Raw genomic sequence first — 15,946 nt, 5'->3', positions numbered from 1 at the left:
GATTTTATTGCAATTGATTTTTTAAATGTATTTGTATCCAGGAATCGTCAAAAATTCGATAAAATTGTCGTTCCCGACCAGAATGTCTAATAATTGTTCTGCTAGTCTGTATTTTTGTTTTTCATGATTTTCATATCCAACTAGCTTTCTGATTTTTTCAAATTCTTCCATGGCTAATCGGTGATAATATTTTTCATTTAACACTTTTTGATTGTCTAAAACCACTCCGTTTTGAAGCCATTGCCACAATTGTGATCTCGAAATCTCAGCAGTAGCGGCATCTTCCATTAAATTGTGCAACGCCGCGGCGCCCTGACCGTTAAGCCATGAAGCGATATATAAAACCGAAATACTGATATTTTTTCGAACGCCTTCTTCGGTAATAGTTCCTTTTGGAGTTTCGAGTAAATCGCTTTCGGCAACGTGTACGTCTTCTCTTTTTACATGAATCTGATTTTTGGTCGGCATGTATTTATCGAATACGGTCAAGGCCAGCGAAACCAAATCGGGGTGCGCGACCCAAGTTCCATCATGTCCATTTTTAACCTCACGTTCCTTGTCGGCAATTACTTTGTCGAAAGCTGTTTTGTTGGCTTCTTCATTATTTTTTATCGGAATTTGAGCGGCCATTCCACCTATTGCATGAATGTTTCGTTTGTGGCATCTTTGAATAACTAATTGTGAATACGCACTCATAAATGGTGCAGTCATGGTCACTTGATCTCGGTTTGGAACGATGAAAGCCGGGTTTTTTCTTAGTTTTTTGATGTACGAAAAAATATAATCCCATCGCCCGCAATTAAGACCTACGATATGATCTTTCAGTTCAAAAATGATTTCGTCTAATTGAAAACTGGCAGTTATCGTCTCGATTAAAACTGTTGCTTTGAATGTTCCGTTTTTTACGCCCAAATATTCTTGCGTGAATTCGAAAACTTCATTCCACCATCTCGCTTCCAGATAATGTTCTAATTTTGGAATATAAAAATACGGTGCCGTTCCATCTTCAATAAGTTGCTTGTGATTATGAAAAGCATACAAACCAAAGTCAACTAATGAACCAGAAGCTTGTTCTCCGTCAATCAAAATATTTTTCTCCGGTAAATGCAAACCTCTTGGACGAACAAGCAGTACGGCAGTTTTGTCGTTCAGGCTGTATTTTTTATGTTTTATAATATCTTCAAGAGAAATAGTTTTATTTACGGCGTCTTTCAGGTTTTGTTGACCCGTCATTAAATTGCTCCAAGTTGGTGAAGTGCTGTCTTCAAAATCAGCCATGAAGGTTTTTGCTCCCGAATTCAATGCGTTGATCACCATTTTTCGATCTACTGGTCCGGTTATTTCGACTCTTCGGTCTAATAAATCCTCTGGTGTTTGTGCTGCTTCCCAAGTACTTTCTCGAATGCTATTTGTTTCAGAAGGAAAAGTGGGCAATGCACCTTGATCAAATAAAACTTGTTGCTTTTTTCGTTCCTCTAAAAGCAGGAGTCTTTTTTCATTAAAATTTTCATGAAGTAGAGACAAAAAAGTCATGGCTTCGTCAGTTAAGATTTCCGGGTAATGCTCGGTGGTTTCTTCTGAAAAATTTAACAAATTTTTCGAATATACTTCTTTAAAATCCATTTTAAAACGTATTTAATTTAACAATAATGAATGTTTGTTGATAATTTGTGATTGTTTAACAGTGCAATGATACAAAAAGTTTTTTACTAAACAAGCGAACGTACGCTAAAAAGTAAAAATATTTTTTTGGCTTAAATATTTTTTAGCATATCTTTGAGATATGAATATAGAAAAGGATTATATCAAGTTGATTTTTGGATTAAAACTCAAGCAGGCACGTACGAATAAGAATCTGTCTTTATTTGGGTTGGCAAAAATAACGGAGCTTTCAAAATCGTATTTGAACGAAATTGAAAAAGGTAAAAAGTATCCCAAAACGGATAAAATCATTCTGCTGTCTGAAAAATTGGATGTTTCTTATGACAATATGGTTTCATTAAAACTGGATAATAATTTGGCGCCCATTGGAGAAATCCTAAAATCGGGCATTTTAAAAGAGATTCCTTTGGAGATTTTTGGGATTCAGGAAAATGACCTTATTGATATTATTGCGAACGCTCCTGCAAAAGTCAATGCGTTCATAAGTACAATTATTGAGATTGCGCAACACTATAATTTGACCAGAGAGAGTTTCTTTTTGGCTTCGTTGCGCTCGTATCAAGAAGCGCACACGAATTATTTTGAAGATTTAGAGCAAAAGGTTTTGCAGTTTTCCAAAGCGTTTCATGTAAATATTGACACCAAAATTTCGATCGAAGAACTCACTGCGATATTAATTGAAGAATATGGCTACACGATAAAAGAGCTCGTTTTTTCGGAACAAGAACAATTGGGGGATTTGAGATCGATTTTTGTGCCAAAAAGCAAGACATTGTTACTTTCATTAGATATTGACGAACCTCAAAAAGCATTTATTTTAGCCAAAGAAATAGCCTATAATTATCTTGAGATTACCGATAGGTTATATACGTTCAGTTGGATTAAATTTGATAATTTTGACCAAGTTCTGAATAATTTTTATGCTTCATACTTTGCGGGAGCATTGCTTATTCCGAGACAAAAACTGATAGACGAACTGAATTTATTTCTGTCAAAAACAAATCCGAAACCACATGAAATGATTGCTTTGATGAGCGGGTTTAATGTTTCTCCGGAATCGTTTTATCAAAGGTTGACTAACATTTTACCAAAAGATTTTCAGCTGAAAAACCTCTTTTTTCTACGACTGTCTCATCAAATAGGAACGGACACCTATCAGATAAAGAAAGAATTACACATCACGAATCAGCAGGAACCGCATGCGAATGAAATGAATGAGCATTACTGTCGAAGATGGGTTTCTATACGCACAATTGAGGAGTCTTTGAAGCAAAATAAAAACCACTTTTTTGATGCACAAATCTCCAGTTATGAAAACAGTAAAAATGAATATCTTGTTTTTTCGTCCGCAACACCGGATCCGTTTAAGGTAGATTGTATTCGCAGTATTTCGGTAGGTATATTGATTACGCCGGGAATGAAGAAAAAATTTAAGTTTATCGAAAATGATTCTCTTAAGAAACAGATTGTTGGGGTTACCTGTGAAACCTGTGCGGTTAAGAATTGTTTGGAAAGAGCTTCGCCGCCAATTCAATTGGAGCAAAAAATGCGCCATGAAAATACGGATTTAATCGTGCAGCAATACATGACAAAATTCAGTTAAGTAAATAATATCTTTTAAGAGAAAAGCAGCGAAAGTTCAACTGTAAATTTTCTTCGTTTAACGGATAAAAAAAATAGTGTAAATTCCTATTTTAATCATAAAATTTTTGCTTAAAAAAGTAAAATTTAGGAGTTTGATGACAATTTATTTAAGACTGTAAAAATAGTGTTTATTAAACTTTTAGGAATTTGAAATTTAATTATGACCAAAATTATCGATATTATAAATTTAGCAGGATTTTCTAAGTATTATTGTTATTCCGCAGATTGGTTTAATTTCATAATTATTCACTTTTGTTTAACTAAACCACATGTTTATAGCGTCTTAAGTATTGATTGTTAGCGAATTGTAGAGTTGTAGGGATTAACACTTTAAAATCATTATAAATTATAGCGAAAAGGTTGTAGTTCATCACTAATTGCTCTATTTTTGTATGATTTTTAAATTAATTCACTCAAATTCCTATGGCAAAATCTGCATTATTAAAGTCATCGATAGCAAAAAAAGTCGCTATGGCGCTTTCTGGACTTTTCTTAATTTTATTTTTAGCACAACATTTTTTTATAAACAGTACCTCGGTTTTTAGTCCTGATACTTTTAACTCTATTTCTCATTTTATGGGAAATAATCCATTGGTTCAGTTTGTGTTTCAACCAATTCTTATTCTTGGTGTAGTTTTCCACTTTATAATGGGTATCGTTTTGGAAATTAAAAATAACAGTGCAAGACCAATTTCTTATGCAAAGAATAACGGGGCGGCTAACTCTTCTTGGGCTTCCAGAAATATGATTATTTCGGGGGCAGTTGTTTTAGCTTTCTTGGGACTACATTTTTACGATTTCTGGGTTCCTGAAATGGTATATAAATATGTAGAGGTTAATCCGCTTGACGAAACCAGATATTATGCTGAGTTGACGCATAAATTTGAAAGTGGTGTTCGAACGGCAATTTATTGCGTTTCGTTTCTTTTGTTATCGCTACACTTGTGGCACGGTTTTAATTCTTCGTTCCAATCTGTAGGTTTTAATAATAAATATTCAAAATCGTTGCATACATTAGGTTACGCTTTTGCAATTGTAGTTCCTTTTGGATTTATTTTCATTGCATTATTTCATTATTTCAATCATTAATATTCAATTATAAATGGCATTAGATTCAAAAATTCCAGAAGGTTCAATTTCGGACAAATGGACAAATTATAAAGATCATATTAATTTAGTAAACCCTGCTAACAAACGTAATTTAGACATTATTGTTGTTGGTACAGGTTTAGCTGGAGGTTCGGCTGCTGCAACGTTGGCAGAGTTAGGATATAACGTAAAAGCATTTTGTTTTCAAGATTCACCGCGTCGTGCGCACTCGATTGCTGCACAAGGGGGAATTAACGCTGCAAAAAATTATCAAGGAGATGGAGATTCAACGTTCCGTTTGTTTTATGATACTGTAAAAGGAGGCGATTATCGCGCTCGTGAAGCAAACGTTCACCGTCTTGCTGAGGTATCTACCAATATTATTGACCAGTGTGTTGCTCAAGGTGTACCTTTTGCCCGTGAATATGGCGGATTACTTGACAACCGTTCTTTTGGAGGTACATTAGTTTCTAGAACTTTTTATGCCAAAGGACAAACAGGACAACAATTATTATTAGGGGCGTATTCAGCAATGAATCGCCAAATAGGTCGTGGAAAAATAAAAATGCACAACCGTCACGAAATGCTGGATTTAGTAATCGTAAACGGTAAAGCAAGAGGAATTATAGCGCGCAACTTGGTTACAGGAGAAATCGAAAGACACTCTGCTCACGCCGTAGTTATTGCTTCCGGAGGTTACGGGAACGTATTTTTTCTTTCAACTAATGCGATGGGAAGTAACGTAACTGCAGCTTGGAAAATTCACAAAAGAGGAGCATATTTTGCCAATCCTTGTTACACGCAAATTCACCCAACTTGTATTCCGGTTTCTGGAGATCATCAGGCAAAATTGACGCTAATGTCAGAATCCTTGCGTAATGATGGCCGTATTTGGGTTCCTGCGAAATTAGAAGATGCAAAAGCGATTAGAGATGGAAAATTGAAACCAACCCAAATTGCAGAAGCCGATAGAGATTATTATTTAGAAAGAAGATATCCTGCTTTTGGAAATTTAGTACCTAGAGATATTGCTTCTCGTGCGGCTAAAGAAAGATGTGATGCTGGTTATGGTGTTAACAAAACAGGAGAAGCTGTTTATCTTGATTTTGCTGCTGCAATTGAAAGATACGGAGTGGATCAAGCAAGATTAAAGCATTTAGACGAAAATGATAACGCATTGGTTATTAAATTAGGAACAGAAGTTGTGGCTAATAAATACGGTAACTTGTTCCAGATGTATGAGAAAATTGTGGATGAGAATCCATATTCAACTCCTATGATGATTTATCCAGCCGTGCATTACACGATGGGAGGAACTTGGGTTGATTATAACTTACAAACTACAATCCCTGGTTGTTTCTCTATTGGAGAATCTAACTTTTCAGACCACGGAGCGAACAGATTGGGAGCTTCTGCACTGATGCAAGGTTTGGCAGATGGATATTTTGTTCTTCCTTACACTATTGGAGATTATTTAGCACCGGATATTAAAATGGGTACAATCTCTACTGATTCTCCAGAATTTGAACAAGCGGAGAATAATGTTAAGCACCAGATTGAGGCTTTAATGAATAACGGAGGTTCTAAACCAGCGGATTATTTCCATAAGAAATTAGGAAAAATCATGTGGGATAAAGTTGGAATGGCGCGTAATGCTGAAGGTTTAACTGAAGCACAAAGTGAAATTGCAGCAATTAGAGAAGAATTTTATAAAGAGGTAAAAATTCCTGGAACAGCGGACAGTTTTAACCCGGAGTTGGCTAAAGCACTTCGTATTGCTGATTTCCTTGAATTAGGTGAGTTGTTTGCCAAAGATGCCCTACATAGAAATGAATCTTGTGGAGGTCACTTCCGTGAAGAATATCAAACACCGGAAGGAGAAGCACAACGTGACGACGAAAACTTTGCATATGTTGCAGCATGGGAATACAAAGGTAAACCGAGCGATGCAATATTGCATAAAGAAGAGTTGAAGTTCGAAAATGTTAAACTAGTTCAAAGAAGTTATAAATAATTTAGTCTAATGTCTAACGTCTTAAAGTCAAACGGCTCCATGTCAATCGACTTTCGACTTTCGGCTTTATGACTTTCAAACTTAAAATATGAAACTCACATTAAAAATATGGCGTCAGAAAAATGCCGCCTCAGAAGGAAAAATAGTTGAATATCCAATTGATGGAATTGAACCAGATATGTCTTTTCTTGAAATGCTTGACATTTTGAATGATGAATTAATCGTTAAAGGAGAGGATACTGTTGCTTTTGACCATGATTGTCGCGAAGGAATTTGCGGAATGTGTTCATTATACATCAATGGTGAAGCGCATGGACCGGACCGTTTGGTTACAACGTGTCAATTGCACATGCGTAAATTTAAAGATGGAGATACTATTTTTATCGAACCGTTTAGAGCAAAAGCATTCCCAGTAATAAAAGATTTAGTGGTTGACAGAGGCGCATTTGACAGAATCCAGCAATCTGGTGGTTTTATTTCTGTGAACACATCTGGAAACACTATTGACGCCAATACAATTCCTATTCCTAAGCATGATGCGGACAGAGCTTTTGATGCAGCAACATGTATTGGTTGTGGAGCTTGTGTGGCGAGTTGTAAAAACTCCTCAGCTATGTTATTTGTTGCTGCGAAAGTGTCTCAGTTTGCCTTATTACCGCAAGGAAAAGTGGAAGCTACTGACCGTGTGTTGAACATGGTAAGCCAAATGGATGCAGAAGGATTTGGTAACTGTACCAATACTGGAGCTTGTGAAGTGGAATGTCCAAAAGGAATTTCTCTTGAAAATATTGCAAGAATGAATAGAGAATATTTATCTGCAAGTTTGAAAGGGTAATCACTTGGTCTTAATATCCAAAGTTTACGGTCGAAAGATTAGATAATAATTTAAAACGCATTCAATGTTAAAATTGAATGCGTTTTTTTTATTTAAAAATGGTCTGTTTTAAAGTTTTTAGTCTTTCCATCCCCAAGGAGCCGGCGGTGATGCTATCGTTTTTGTCAAATCAAATTTCACAGTAAACAATCGGTCTGATCCAATGCGTTTTAGGTTGTACGTAAAAGAAGTTTCGTCTAAAGTAATCCACCAGACATTTGCGGCAGCGTTTGGAATTAGATTACCGGTTTCTTGATCTGCCGGAAAAAACTGAAGCATCGGTGATCCGGAATTTGTGGTTGTCCCACCGTATTGTGTCACCTTATCTTCTGAACCATCTTCGTGACGATGGTCATGTTTCAATTGAATACGGTCATTTTTGTACGTCAATACCCAAGTTCTTGATTTGTCGTCTCCGACAAAAAACGGAATCCGAATCGTGTTTTTGTCGCAATTACGAACATGCATTACCAGTTTTTTTTCTCGAAAAGTATCATCAGCAGCGCCTTCTTTGACTTCTCCTATAAATGATTTGCCGCATTGTTTTTGCAGGTTTTCCCAAAATTGTTTCGCGCCTGATTTTTCCTGGCCGTAAATCAAAAAAGAGCACAACAGTGCATATACAAGAAGTATCTTTTTCATAAAGTTCTTTTTTTTGCTAATATAATGAACTTATGGTGTTGTGATATTTCTTATTTTTATAAAAAATAAAAAAATGAAAGTCATCCTGATTCAAGCTCCTTTAATTTGGGAAAACCCAAAAGCCAACCGAAATTATTTCGAGGCAAAAATCAATGAAATCACTTTAGCAGTTGATTTAATTGTATTGCCGGAAATGTTTAGCAGCGGTTTTACGATGAATCCTGAACATGTCGCTGAATCTATGCAAGGCGAAACGATAACTTGGCTGACAGTTTTGGCGAAAGCCAGAAACTCTGCTATTACTGGAAGTTTAGTTATAGAAGAAAACGGGAATTTTTACAATAGATTAGTATTTGTGTTTCCTTCCGGAGAAATTCAGTTTTATGATAAAAGGCATTTGTTTACTTTGGCTGGCGAAGGCAAAGTCTACACAAGTGGCGACCAAAAGATAATTGTGGACTACTTAGGATGGAAAATTTGTCCGTTGATTTGTTATGATTTACGTTTTCCTGCTTTTTCAAGAAATTCAGAGGACTATGACGTATTGATTTATGTGGCGAGTTGGCCAAAAATAAGAACTAATGCTTGGGATGCTTTATTGAAAGCACGAGCGATAGAAAACATGAGTTATGCGATTGGAGTCAACAGAATCGGTACTGACGCAAATGGCTATGAATACATTGGCCATTCACAAGCAATCGATTTTCTTGGAAATTATATTCAAATTCCATTAGAGACGGAAGGTTTATTTCCGGTAGAATTAGATAAGCAAAAAATGTTGGAAACCCGACTAAAATTAGGTTTTTTAAACGACAGAGATTTTTTTGAAATAGAAAACAGATAGTTTTTAATTCTTCTTGTCGGTTTTCTTTTTAGGTTCCGGGATGTACGGAAGGCTTAAATCAAATGCCTGGTTTACATCCCAATTTGCCCGAACAGGAATTTCTTTGGAAAAATAGAACACCTCTTCGGCTTGGCGTTTTTCAAGGTAATTACCGGAATCCCATTCGTTATTTCTATTGGTGTCATAAATAATTCGCAGGGTGTACAGCTCGGGGTCAATCAAGTTAAAGTTTATTGTGGTGTTTTCTTGGGTGTATTCAGTAGCTAAAACATCCCCTTTTGCATTCGTGAGCTCAACAATGACGGGGAATTGTTTTACATTTTGCAACAGCACGCTAAGATTCCCATAATCAGCAGTGCTTTTAGTGTTTAATTTATACGTTAAAGTGTCGTTTGTTTGTTCAAAAAAGTCAGTTAACGCCCCAGGTAAAATTTTAAAAGTGTAACTTTCTGATGGTTCTTTTTTAAAATCAAAATACAATTTTTGATTAAATTCATCGTATTCAGTAGTAAAAGGCACTTCTGTTTTTGCATTATTGGTCAGATTTATTTTTGAATTTTGGAAATTGATTAACGGAGTTTTGCTTTCTAAAGTAAACCGGTCTCGAAATTTCAAATCGTTTGTTTGTATGGCTGAAATACTCAGCGTGTCCTTTTTTTGGTCTTTTATTTTAAAAGTGAAATTGGTTGCGTACTGATCTTTGGCGACAGCCAAATTTAGCGAATCAGCTTTAATAGGTTTATACCAGATTTGAAGGGAATCCTTTTTTGGAAATTTAGTAATGACAGATGACAGAATATCGTTGTTGTTTTTTAAAATTATTTTTGGTCTTGCAGCGGCAGAATTTATTTTGCCTTCAAATCCCATGAGCAATCGGTTTCCGGATGCTTGACTTGGTTTTAAAGTTTTAAAAGGAAGGGTTTCTCTAAACAACTCTAATTCGTAAAGCGTATCATTTGGAATAGTAATAAAGCCTTTGTTAAACCCAATTTTGTCTGTTTTTGGATTGTATTTATTGTTGCTGTTATAGTCTTTCATGGCTACGAGAAGGTATTTTCCAGATTTTAAGTTGTTTAAACGAAATGTTGTCAAACTGTCCAAAGTGTTGGTAACGTATCTTGGATTTTGGGTATAAATAATAGAGTCTTTGAAGCTATCATTCACCTCGTAAAGCATTACGGAAACGAACGGTTCGACTTCTTTATCATAAGCGCTTTTTACTGATCCGCCAAGGCTCAAAGAGTCAATATAGTCACCAGTTGAAAATACATATTGGAATTGATTCAAAGGATTTCCTTCATTGTTGTCAGCAATACTTTGTCCAAAATTAAAGCTGTACGTTGTATTAGGTTGAAGCGTGTCTTTTATCGTGATCGAAATCGTTTTACTTGCCGTTGTTGGTAAAATTAGCGGCTCATTTTTCATAGGTGGTGAAATAATCAACTGTTTATTCAGGTTTTTCAGTTTAATATTTTCATCAAATACCAACTTGATTTCATTTCCTTCGAAGTTAGTACTGAAGTTCTTTGGGAAACTCATTTTCAAAACAGGGGCTATGGTATCCTTCAATCCGCCAGTGATAGAACCTCTTTTGGCGCAACCTGCAGCAATAAAAAGCAATACGAATAGAGCGTATTTTAAATTGTTTTTTAACATATCAATTCTAAATTAGAATTTACAAAATAACAATTATAATTCGTGCGATTAATATTTTTATCGAATTATTATGAGGGATTTAATGCAACTTATCTTTTATCAGGGCAGTTGTTTTTTCTTTTTAATGTTTAATTTTACGTCAAACAAATTTTATTGCAGTTTGTGTGCTTTATGAATTTGAAACCAAGGTTGAATTAATAGTATAAATGATGAGAAAAATAGAACATATTGGGATCGCGGTTAAGGATTTAGAAGTTTCTAATGTAATTTTCGAAAAACTCTTTGGCGCTCCGGCATACAAATTTGAAGATGTAGAAACGGAAGGAGTCACTACCTCTTTTTTTATGAATGGACCAAATAAAATTGAGCTTTTGGCGGCAACTAACCCAGAAAGTCCTATTGCTAAGTTTTTAGAAAAAAAAGGGGAAGGAATTCATCATATTGCTTTTGATGTTGAGGATATTGTTTCAGAAATAGCACGTTTGAAAAAAGAAGGATTTATAGTTTTGAATGAGACTCCAAAAAAAGGTGCTGATAATAAGTTAATTGCATTTTTGCATCCTAAAAGCACCAATGGTGTCTTAATTGAATTGTGTCAGGAAATAAAATAATTTAAATATAGACATCAAGGTAGTATGTTAGTAGTCAGTTGGTTTCTGTGGAAAATAAGTTAATAATTGAACTATCTTAAAATCTAAGTCCAAAATATTTGGAGCAAATGAAAAATAGTGGTAATATTGCACACTCTAAACCGGTCCTATAGCTCAGCTGGTTAGAGCACCTGACTCATAATCAGGTGGTCCCTGGTTCGAGCCCAGGTGGGACCACATTAAAGAAAAATCTTTCAAATTTTTGAAAGATTTTTTTATTTACAGTAGGCTTAAGCGCTTTTTTTATCAAAAAAGATGCTTTTATTAAGAGTAATGTTGTTTTTGTTAGAACTATGTGTTTATTTTACAGAAAATTCTATCTTACTGAAAATTAATCAGTAAGAATAATTTCTCTTTTATTTTGCAAAATTTATGAAGTTTTTTAAAATCGTTTTTTTTTCCTTAATGATTTTTGTAATAGGCATTTCTAATGCTTTTGCAGCCAATCAAGCGCCGCCTTCTCCATTTGGAAGAAGAAGGCCACCTCCGCCTCCTGGATTACCTATTGATGAAAATATTTTAATACTGATGTTGATTGCTTTGTTGCTTGGAATTTACATCATTTACAGCTTTAAATTAAAACAAAAAACTCCAATTTGAATTGGAGTTTTTTGTTTTAAAGAATAGACTTGATTATTTGTTGGCATACAATCGGGAAACATATTTTCCAATTACATCAAATTCAAGGTTAATTTTTGTGCCAACATCAAAATTTTTGAAATTAGTATGTTCATGCGTGTAAGGGATAATCGCTACACTAAACTGATTTTTCGCTGAGTTTACCACTGTCAAGCTTACTCCATTAACTGTAATTGACCCTTTTTCGATAGTAATGTTGTTTAGGCTTTCATCGTATTCAAATGTGTACAGCCAGCTTCCGTCAGTTGCTTCAGCAATGATGCAAATTCCTGTTTGATCCACATGACCTTGAACGATATGGCCATCAAGTCTGTCACCTAATTTCATTGCTCTTTCCAGATTAACACTGTCGCCAACTTTCCAATCCGATAAATTTGTTTTTTTTATCGTTTCTGCTATGGCAGTTACGGTGTAGGAGCTGTCTTCTATAGCAACAACAGTGAGACATATCCCGTTATGAGCGACACTTTGATCTATTTGAAGTTCGCTGGTAATTGATGAATTCATTGTGATATGCACGTTAGTGTTCTCTTTTTTTATTTCTTGGATGGTGCCAAGGGTTTCTATAATTCCTGTAAACATTTCTTGTTTTATTTTACTAAATTTGCACTTCAAAATTAGCAATAAATAACGGTATGTCATGATGAAAAAAGCAGAAAATATAATCGTAGGAATTTCTATTGGAGATTTAAACGGTATTGGAAGCGAGGTTGTTTTAAAAACATTCGAGGATGCTCGAATGTTAGAATTGTGTACTCCTGTTATCTTTGCGAATGTGAAGTTGTTGTCCTTTGTAAAAAAAAGTTTTCAATCAACTTCCTTGCTGCACGGTATTGATAAACTGGATCAAATTGTTCCTGGAAAAATTAATGTCTTGAATGTTTGGCGGGAAGGAGTTGATTTGAGTCCGGGTGTAAGTGATCCAAAAGCGGGAGAATATGCAATAAAATCCTTTGTTGCTGCAACCAAAGCTTTAAAGGACGGACTTGTCGATTTGCTAGTAACTGCGCCAATAAATAAATACAATATTCAATCTGAGGGATTTAAGTTTCCAGGACATACGGATTATTTAGACCAAGAATTAGAGGGAAATGCACTTATGTTGATGGTTCAGGATAATTTGAGAGTAGGGTTAATGACGGATCATATTCCTTTAAGCGAAGTGGCTTCTCATCTTACGGAAGAATTGATTAAGAAAAAAATTGAAACAGTCAAACAGTCTTTGATTCAGGATTTCAGTATTAATAAGCCTAAAATTGCGGTGCTGGGGTTAAATCCGCATTGTGGCGACGGTGGTGTTATTGGTACAGAGGATGATTTGATACTAAAACCGGCTTTAAAAAAGATATTTGATAAAGGAACTATGGTTTTTGGGCCTTTTCCAGCAGATGGCTTTTTTGGTAATAACCAATACGATAATTATGATGCGGTTATCGCTATCTATCACGATCAGGGATTGATTCCTTTTAAAACATTATCTTTTGGTAAAGGAGTAAATTACACTGCGGGTTTAAATAAAATTAGAACCTCACCTGACCATGGTACCGCTTACGATATAGCGGGCAAAGGGATAGCGGATTTCAACTCGTTCAAAGAGGCGGTATATCTGGCGATAGATATTTACCATTCAAGAAATCAATATGCCGAAATCAGTGCAAAACCATTGAAAACAAAAGAAAAGCAGTTGTGAACAAAAAAAAGTGAATAACATTATTAGATTTGCAATAATTTTATATCTTTGCACTCCCGAAGTTTAGGGGCAAATTGTTGTTGAAATGAAGAACACAAAAGAATATTTAATTCCTTTTATAGGATTAAAGCTAGGGAAACATCATTTTGAGTATCAAATCAGTAATGCGTTCTTTGAAATCTTTGATTATAACGAATATCAAGATTCAAATATCAAAGTAAATGTAGTTTTAGAGAAAAAAAGTACGCTGTTAGAGTTGAATTTTAAGCATAAAGGTACCGTAAATGTACCTTGTGATCTTACCAGTGAAGATTTCGATCTGCCAATAAAAGGTAAGATGAAATTAGTAGTTCGTTTTGGTGAAGAATATAATAATGACAATGAGGAATTATTGATTTTACCTCATGGGGAATTTGAGATAGATATTGCACAATATATCTATGAAATGATTGTGTTATCAGTCCCTCTAAGACGGGTTCATCCCGGTATAAAAGACGGAAGCTTAAAAACAGAAGCTTTGACTAAGCTCAATGAACTTACAATCAAGGAAGAAAAAGTAGAAAATAAAGAAGAAGAAAATATTGACCCGCGATGGGACAAATTAAAGCAACTATTAACGGATAAATAATATAGTAAAATGGCGCATCCTAAGAGAAAAATCTCCAAAACAAGAAGAGATAAAAGAAGAACACATTACAAAGCTACTGTAGCACAAATCGCTACTTGTCCTATCACTGGAGAAGCACATTTATATCACAGAGCGTATTGGCATGAAGGTAAAATGTATTACAGAGGGCAAGTTGTTATAGATAAGTCTGTAGCTGTTGCTTAATACATTTTTGTAAATGATATTCGAACTCTCACATCGTGAGAGTTTTTTTGTTGTCTATAATTTAATTAAATAAGAAGTTCCAAATCAAAGAGAATGGAATTTTTTTTGTAATTTTCAGGTCTTTTAAAAAATTTCAAATGGGAACATTTGACAAGAAATAAACGCATACGATGAATACAATCACAGCCGCAATAACCGCTGTTGGAGCCTACGTTCCAGACTTTGTACTAACGAACAAAGCGCTCGAAGCTATGGTTGATACCAATGACGAGTGGATCACCTCTCGTACAGGAATAAAAGAAAGAAGAATCCTTAAAGATGTAGACAAAGGAACTTCTTTTTTGGCTATAAAAGCCGCGCAAGATTTATTAGCTAAAGCGAATATAGATCCCTTGGAAATAGATTTATTGATAATGGCAACCGCAACACCGGATATGCCGGTAGCTTCAACAGGAGTATACGTTGCCACTCAAATTGGAGCAACAAATGCTTTTTCTTATGATTTACAGGCTGCATGTTCCAGTTTCTTATTTGGAATGTCAACTGCCGCTGCTTATGTAGAATCAGGAAGATATAAAAAAGTACTATTGATTGGAGCTGATAAAATGTCTTCTATTGTTGATTACACTGACAGGTCAACCTGTATAATTTTTGGTGATGGTGCGGGTGCAGTTTTATTTGAGCCCAATTATGAAGGTTTAGGATTGCAAGACGAGTACTTACGCAGTGACGGAATAGGCAGAGACTTTTTGAAAATCGACGCCGGTGGATCGCTTCACCCAACTTCTTTTGAAACAGTAAAAGATAACAAACACAATATTATCCAAGACGGTAAAACAGTGTTTAAATATGCGGTGACCAATATGGCAGATTCAAGCGAATTAATTTTGAAAAGAAATAATTTGACGAATGAAGATGTAGATTGGTTGGTTCCTCATCAGGCCAACAAACGTATTATTGATGCTACTGCCAACAGAATGAATTTAGAAGATTCTAAGGTTTTAATGAACATCGAAAAATACGGAAATACCACATCTGCAACTTTACCATTAGTACTCAGCGATTTCGAACATTTATTGAAAAAAGGAGACACGATAATTTTGGCCGCTTTTGGAGGTGGATTCACATGGGGATCTATTTATCTAAAATGGGCATACGATAAAAAATAAATTTAAACTAAAAACAAATAATTATGGATTTAAAAGAAATTCAAAATCTAATCAAGTTTGTAGCAAATTCAGGAGTTGCAGAAGTTAAGTTAGAGATGGATGATGTGAAAATCACTATCAGAACAACTTTAGAAGGGAATGTAACAGAAACCACGTATGTTCAACAAATGCCTGCTCAAGCAGCTCTTCAACAAGTGGTAGCGCCACAGCAAATTGCGCCGGTGGCAGCTGCACCCGAAGTTCCAGTAATAGAAAATTCTCACTACATTACTATAAAATCACCAATCATCGGAACCTTTTATAGAAAACCGTCTCCGGATAAACCAATGTTTGTTGAAGTAGGAAAAACAATTGCTCAAGGTGACGTTCTTTGTGTAATCGAAGCCATGAAATTATTTAATGAAATTGAATCTGAAGTTTCTGGTAAAATTGTAAAAATACTGGTTGATGATATGTCACCAGTTGAATTTGACCAACCTTTATTCTTAGTAGATCCGTCATAATATTTTTGAGATTCCGATAGTCAAAATTCCAATTCCAA

16 protein-coding genes and 1 tRNA gene are annotated in these 15,946 nt (G+C 35.1%); 13 read left to right on the top strand and 4 right to left on the bottom strand.

The genetic code is table 11. The features are described 5' to 3' along the window. Positions 1-21: 21 nt before the first annotated feature. Positions 22-1,623 carry a malate synthase A gene (aceB, locus tag ACP7AQ_RS08835; RefSeq protein WP_426095198.1) on the bottom strand — a complete coding sequence of 534 codons (1,602 nt, stop codon included), beginning with the start codon at positions 1,621-1,623 and terminating at the stop codon, positions 22-24. 160 nt (positions 1,624-1,783) lie between these two features. Between aceB and ACP7AQ_RS08830 the strand changes: the two genes are divergently transcribed. The 4 genes from ACP7AQ_RS08830 to ACP7AQ_RS08815 all read left to right on the top strand — a co-directional run bounded on the left by ACP7AQ_RS08830 (position 1,784) and on the right by ACP7AQ_RS08815 (position 7,244). Further along, positions 1,784-3,265 (top strand): helix-turn-helix domain-containing protein, encoded by a 1,482-nt coding sequence (locus tag ACP7AQ_RS08830; protein ID WP_426095197.1) that lies wholly within the window; start codon positions 1,784-1,786, stop codon positions 3,263-3,265. Between the two features lie 464 nt (positions 3,266-3,729). Then, the gene (locus ACP7AQ_RS08825; protein ID WP_426095196.1) at positions 3,730-4,395 is read left to right on the top strand and encodes a succinate dehydrogenase cytochrome b subunit; all 666 of its coding nucleotides are present in this window, start codon (positions 3,730-3,732) and stop codon (positions 4,393-4,395) included. Positions 4,396-4,408: 13 nt separating this feature from the next. Then, positions 4,409-6,409 (top strand): fumarate reductase/succinate dehydrogenase flavoprotein subunit, encoded by a 2,001-nt coding sequence (locus ACP7AQ_RS08820; RefSeq protein WP_426095195.1) that lies wholly within the window; start codon positions 4,409-4,411, stop codon positions 6,407-6,409. Positions 6,410-6,497: 88 nt separating this feature from the next. Beyond that, the gene (locus ACP7AQ_RS08815; protein WP_426062795.1) at positions 6,498-7,244 is read left to right on the top strand and encodes a succinate dehydrogenase/fumarate reductase iron-sulfur subunit; all 747 of its coding nucleotides are present in this window, start codon (positions 6,498-6,500) and stop codon (positions 7,242-7,244) included. Between the two features lie 117 nt (positions 7,245-7,361). Here the strand turns inward: ACP7AQ_RS08815 and ACP7AQ_RS08810 are convergent, their stop codons facing one another. Next, positions 7,362-7,925, bottom strand: a complete 564-nt coding sequence (locus ACP7AQ_RS08810; protein WP_426095194.1) for a hypothetical protein — start codon at positions 7,923-7,925, stop codon at positions 7,362-7,364. A 73-nt stretch (positions 7,926-7,998) separates the two neighbouring features. On the opposite strand from ACP7AQ_RS08810, the gene ACP7AQ_RS08805 reads away from it, so the two are divergent. Next, positions 7,999-8,769, top strand: coding sequence for a nitrilase family protein (locus tag ACP7AQ_RS08805; protein ID WP_426095193.1), 771 nt, complete (start codon positions 7,999-8,001; stop codon positions 8,767-8,769). Between the two features lie 3 nt (positions 8,770-8,772). Here the strand turns inward: ACP7AQ_RS08805 and ACP7AQ_RS08800 are convergent, their stop codons facing one another. Beyond that, on the bottom strand, positions 8,773-10,425 hold the full coding sequence (locus tag ACP7AQ_RS08800) for an Ig-like domain-containing protein (RefSeq protein ID WP_426095192.1): 1,653 nt from the start codon (positions 10,423-10,425) through the stop codon (positions 8,773-8,775). A gap of 209 nt (positions 10,426-10,634) precedes the next feature. On the opposite strand from ACP7AQ_RS08800, the gene mce reads away from it, so the two are divergent. From mce to ACP7AQ_RS08785, 3 genes are all read left to right on the top strand, one after another. Then, complete coding sequence (gene mce, locus ACP7AQ_RS08795) at positions 10,635-11,036, top strand: methylmalonyl-CoA epimerase (protein WP_426095271.1); 402 nt, start codon at positions 10,635-10,637, stop codon at positions 11,034-11,036. A gap of 142 nt (positions 11,037-11,178) precedes the next feature. Then, a tRNA-Ile gene (locus tag ACP7AQ_RS08790) sits at positions 11,179-11,252 on the top strand. Between the two features lie 195 nt (positions 11,253-11,447). After that, on the top strand, positions 11,448-11,675 hold the full coding sequence (locus ACP7AQ_RS08785) for a hypothetical protein (RefSeq protein WP_426095191.1): 228 nt from the start codon (positions 11,448-11,450) through the stop codon (positions 11,673-11,675). A gap of 33 nt (positions 11,676-11,708) precedes the next feature. On the opposite strand, the gene ACP7AQ_RS08780 is transcribed toward ACP7AQ_RS08785, so the two are convergent. After that, positions 11,709-12,296 carry a riboflavin synthase gene (locus ACP7AQ_RS08780; RefSeq protein WP_426095190.1) on the bottom strand — a complete coding sequence of 196 codons (588 nt, stop codon included), beginning with the start codon at positions 12,294-12,296 and terminating at the stop codon, positions 11,709-11,711. 58 nt (positions 12,297-12,354) lie between these two features. On the opposite strand from ACP7AQ_RS08780, the gene pdxA reads away from it, so the two are divergent. The 5 genes from pdxA to accB all read left to right on the top strand — a co-directional run bounded on the left by pdxA (position 12,355) and on the right by accB (position 15,908). Beyond that, positions 12,355-13,404 (top strand): 4-hydroxythreonine-4-phosphate dehydrogenase PdxA, encoded by a 1,050-nt coding sequence (gene pdxA, locus ACP7AQ_RS08775; RefSeq protein ID WP_426095189.1) that lies wholly within the window; start codon positions 12,355-12,357, stop codon positions 13,402-13,404. A gap of 85 nt (positions 13,405-13,489) precedes the next feature. Then, on the top strand, positions 13,490-14,032 hold the full coding sequence (locus ACP7AQ_RS08770; RefSeq protein ID WP_426095188.1) for a YceD family protein: 543 nt from the start codon (positions 13,490-13,492) through the stop codon (positions 14,030-14,032). A gap of 9 nt (positions 14,033-14,041) precedes the next feature. Then, positions 14,042-14,236 carry a 50S ribosomal protein L32 gene (gene rpmF / locus ACP7AQ_RS08765; RefSeq protein ID WP_007137315.1) on the top strand — a complete coding sequence of 65 codons (195 nt, stop codon included), beginning with the start codon at positions 14,042-14,044 and terminating at the stop codon, positions 14,234-14,236. Positions 14,237-14,406: 170 nt separating this feature from the next. After that, positions 14,407-15,405: a beta-ketoacyl-ACP synthase III gene (locus ACP7AQ_RS08760; RefSeq protein WP_426095187.1), complete on the top strand. Its 999-nt coding sequence runs from the start codon at positions 14,407-14,409 to the stop codon at positions 15,403-15,405. A gap of 23 nt (positions 15,406-15,428) precedes the next feature. Next, positions 15,429-15,908, top strand: coding sequence for an acetyl-CoA carboxylase biotin carboxyl carrier protein (gene accB / locus ACP7AQ_RS08755; RefSeq protein WP_426095186.1), 480 nt, complete (start codon positions 15,429-15,431; stop codon positions 15,906-15,908). The last annotated feature ends 38 nt before the right edge of the window (positions 15,909-15,946 follow it).

This window comes from Flavobacterium sp. DSR2-3-3 (assembly GCF_049896585.1).
GTDB lineage: Bacteria > Bacteroidota > Bacteroidia > Flavobacteriales > Flavobacteriaceae > Flavobacterium.
Note: the sequence above shows the minus strand (reverse complement) of the source record. Positions and strands in the feature narration are given on the sequence as shown.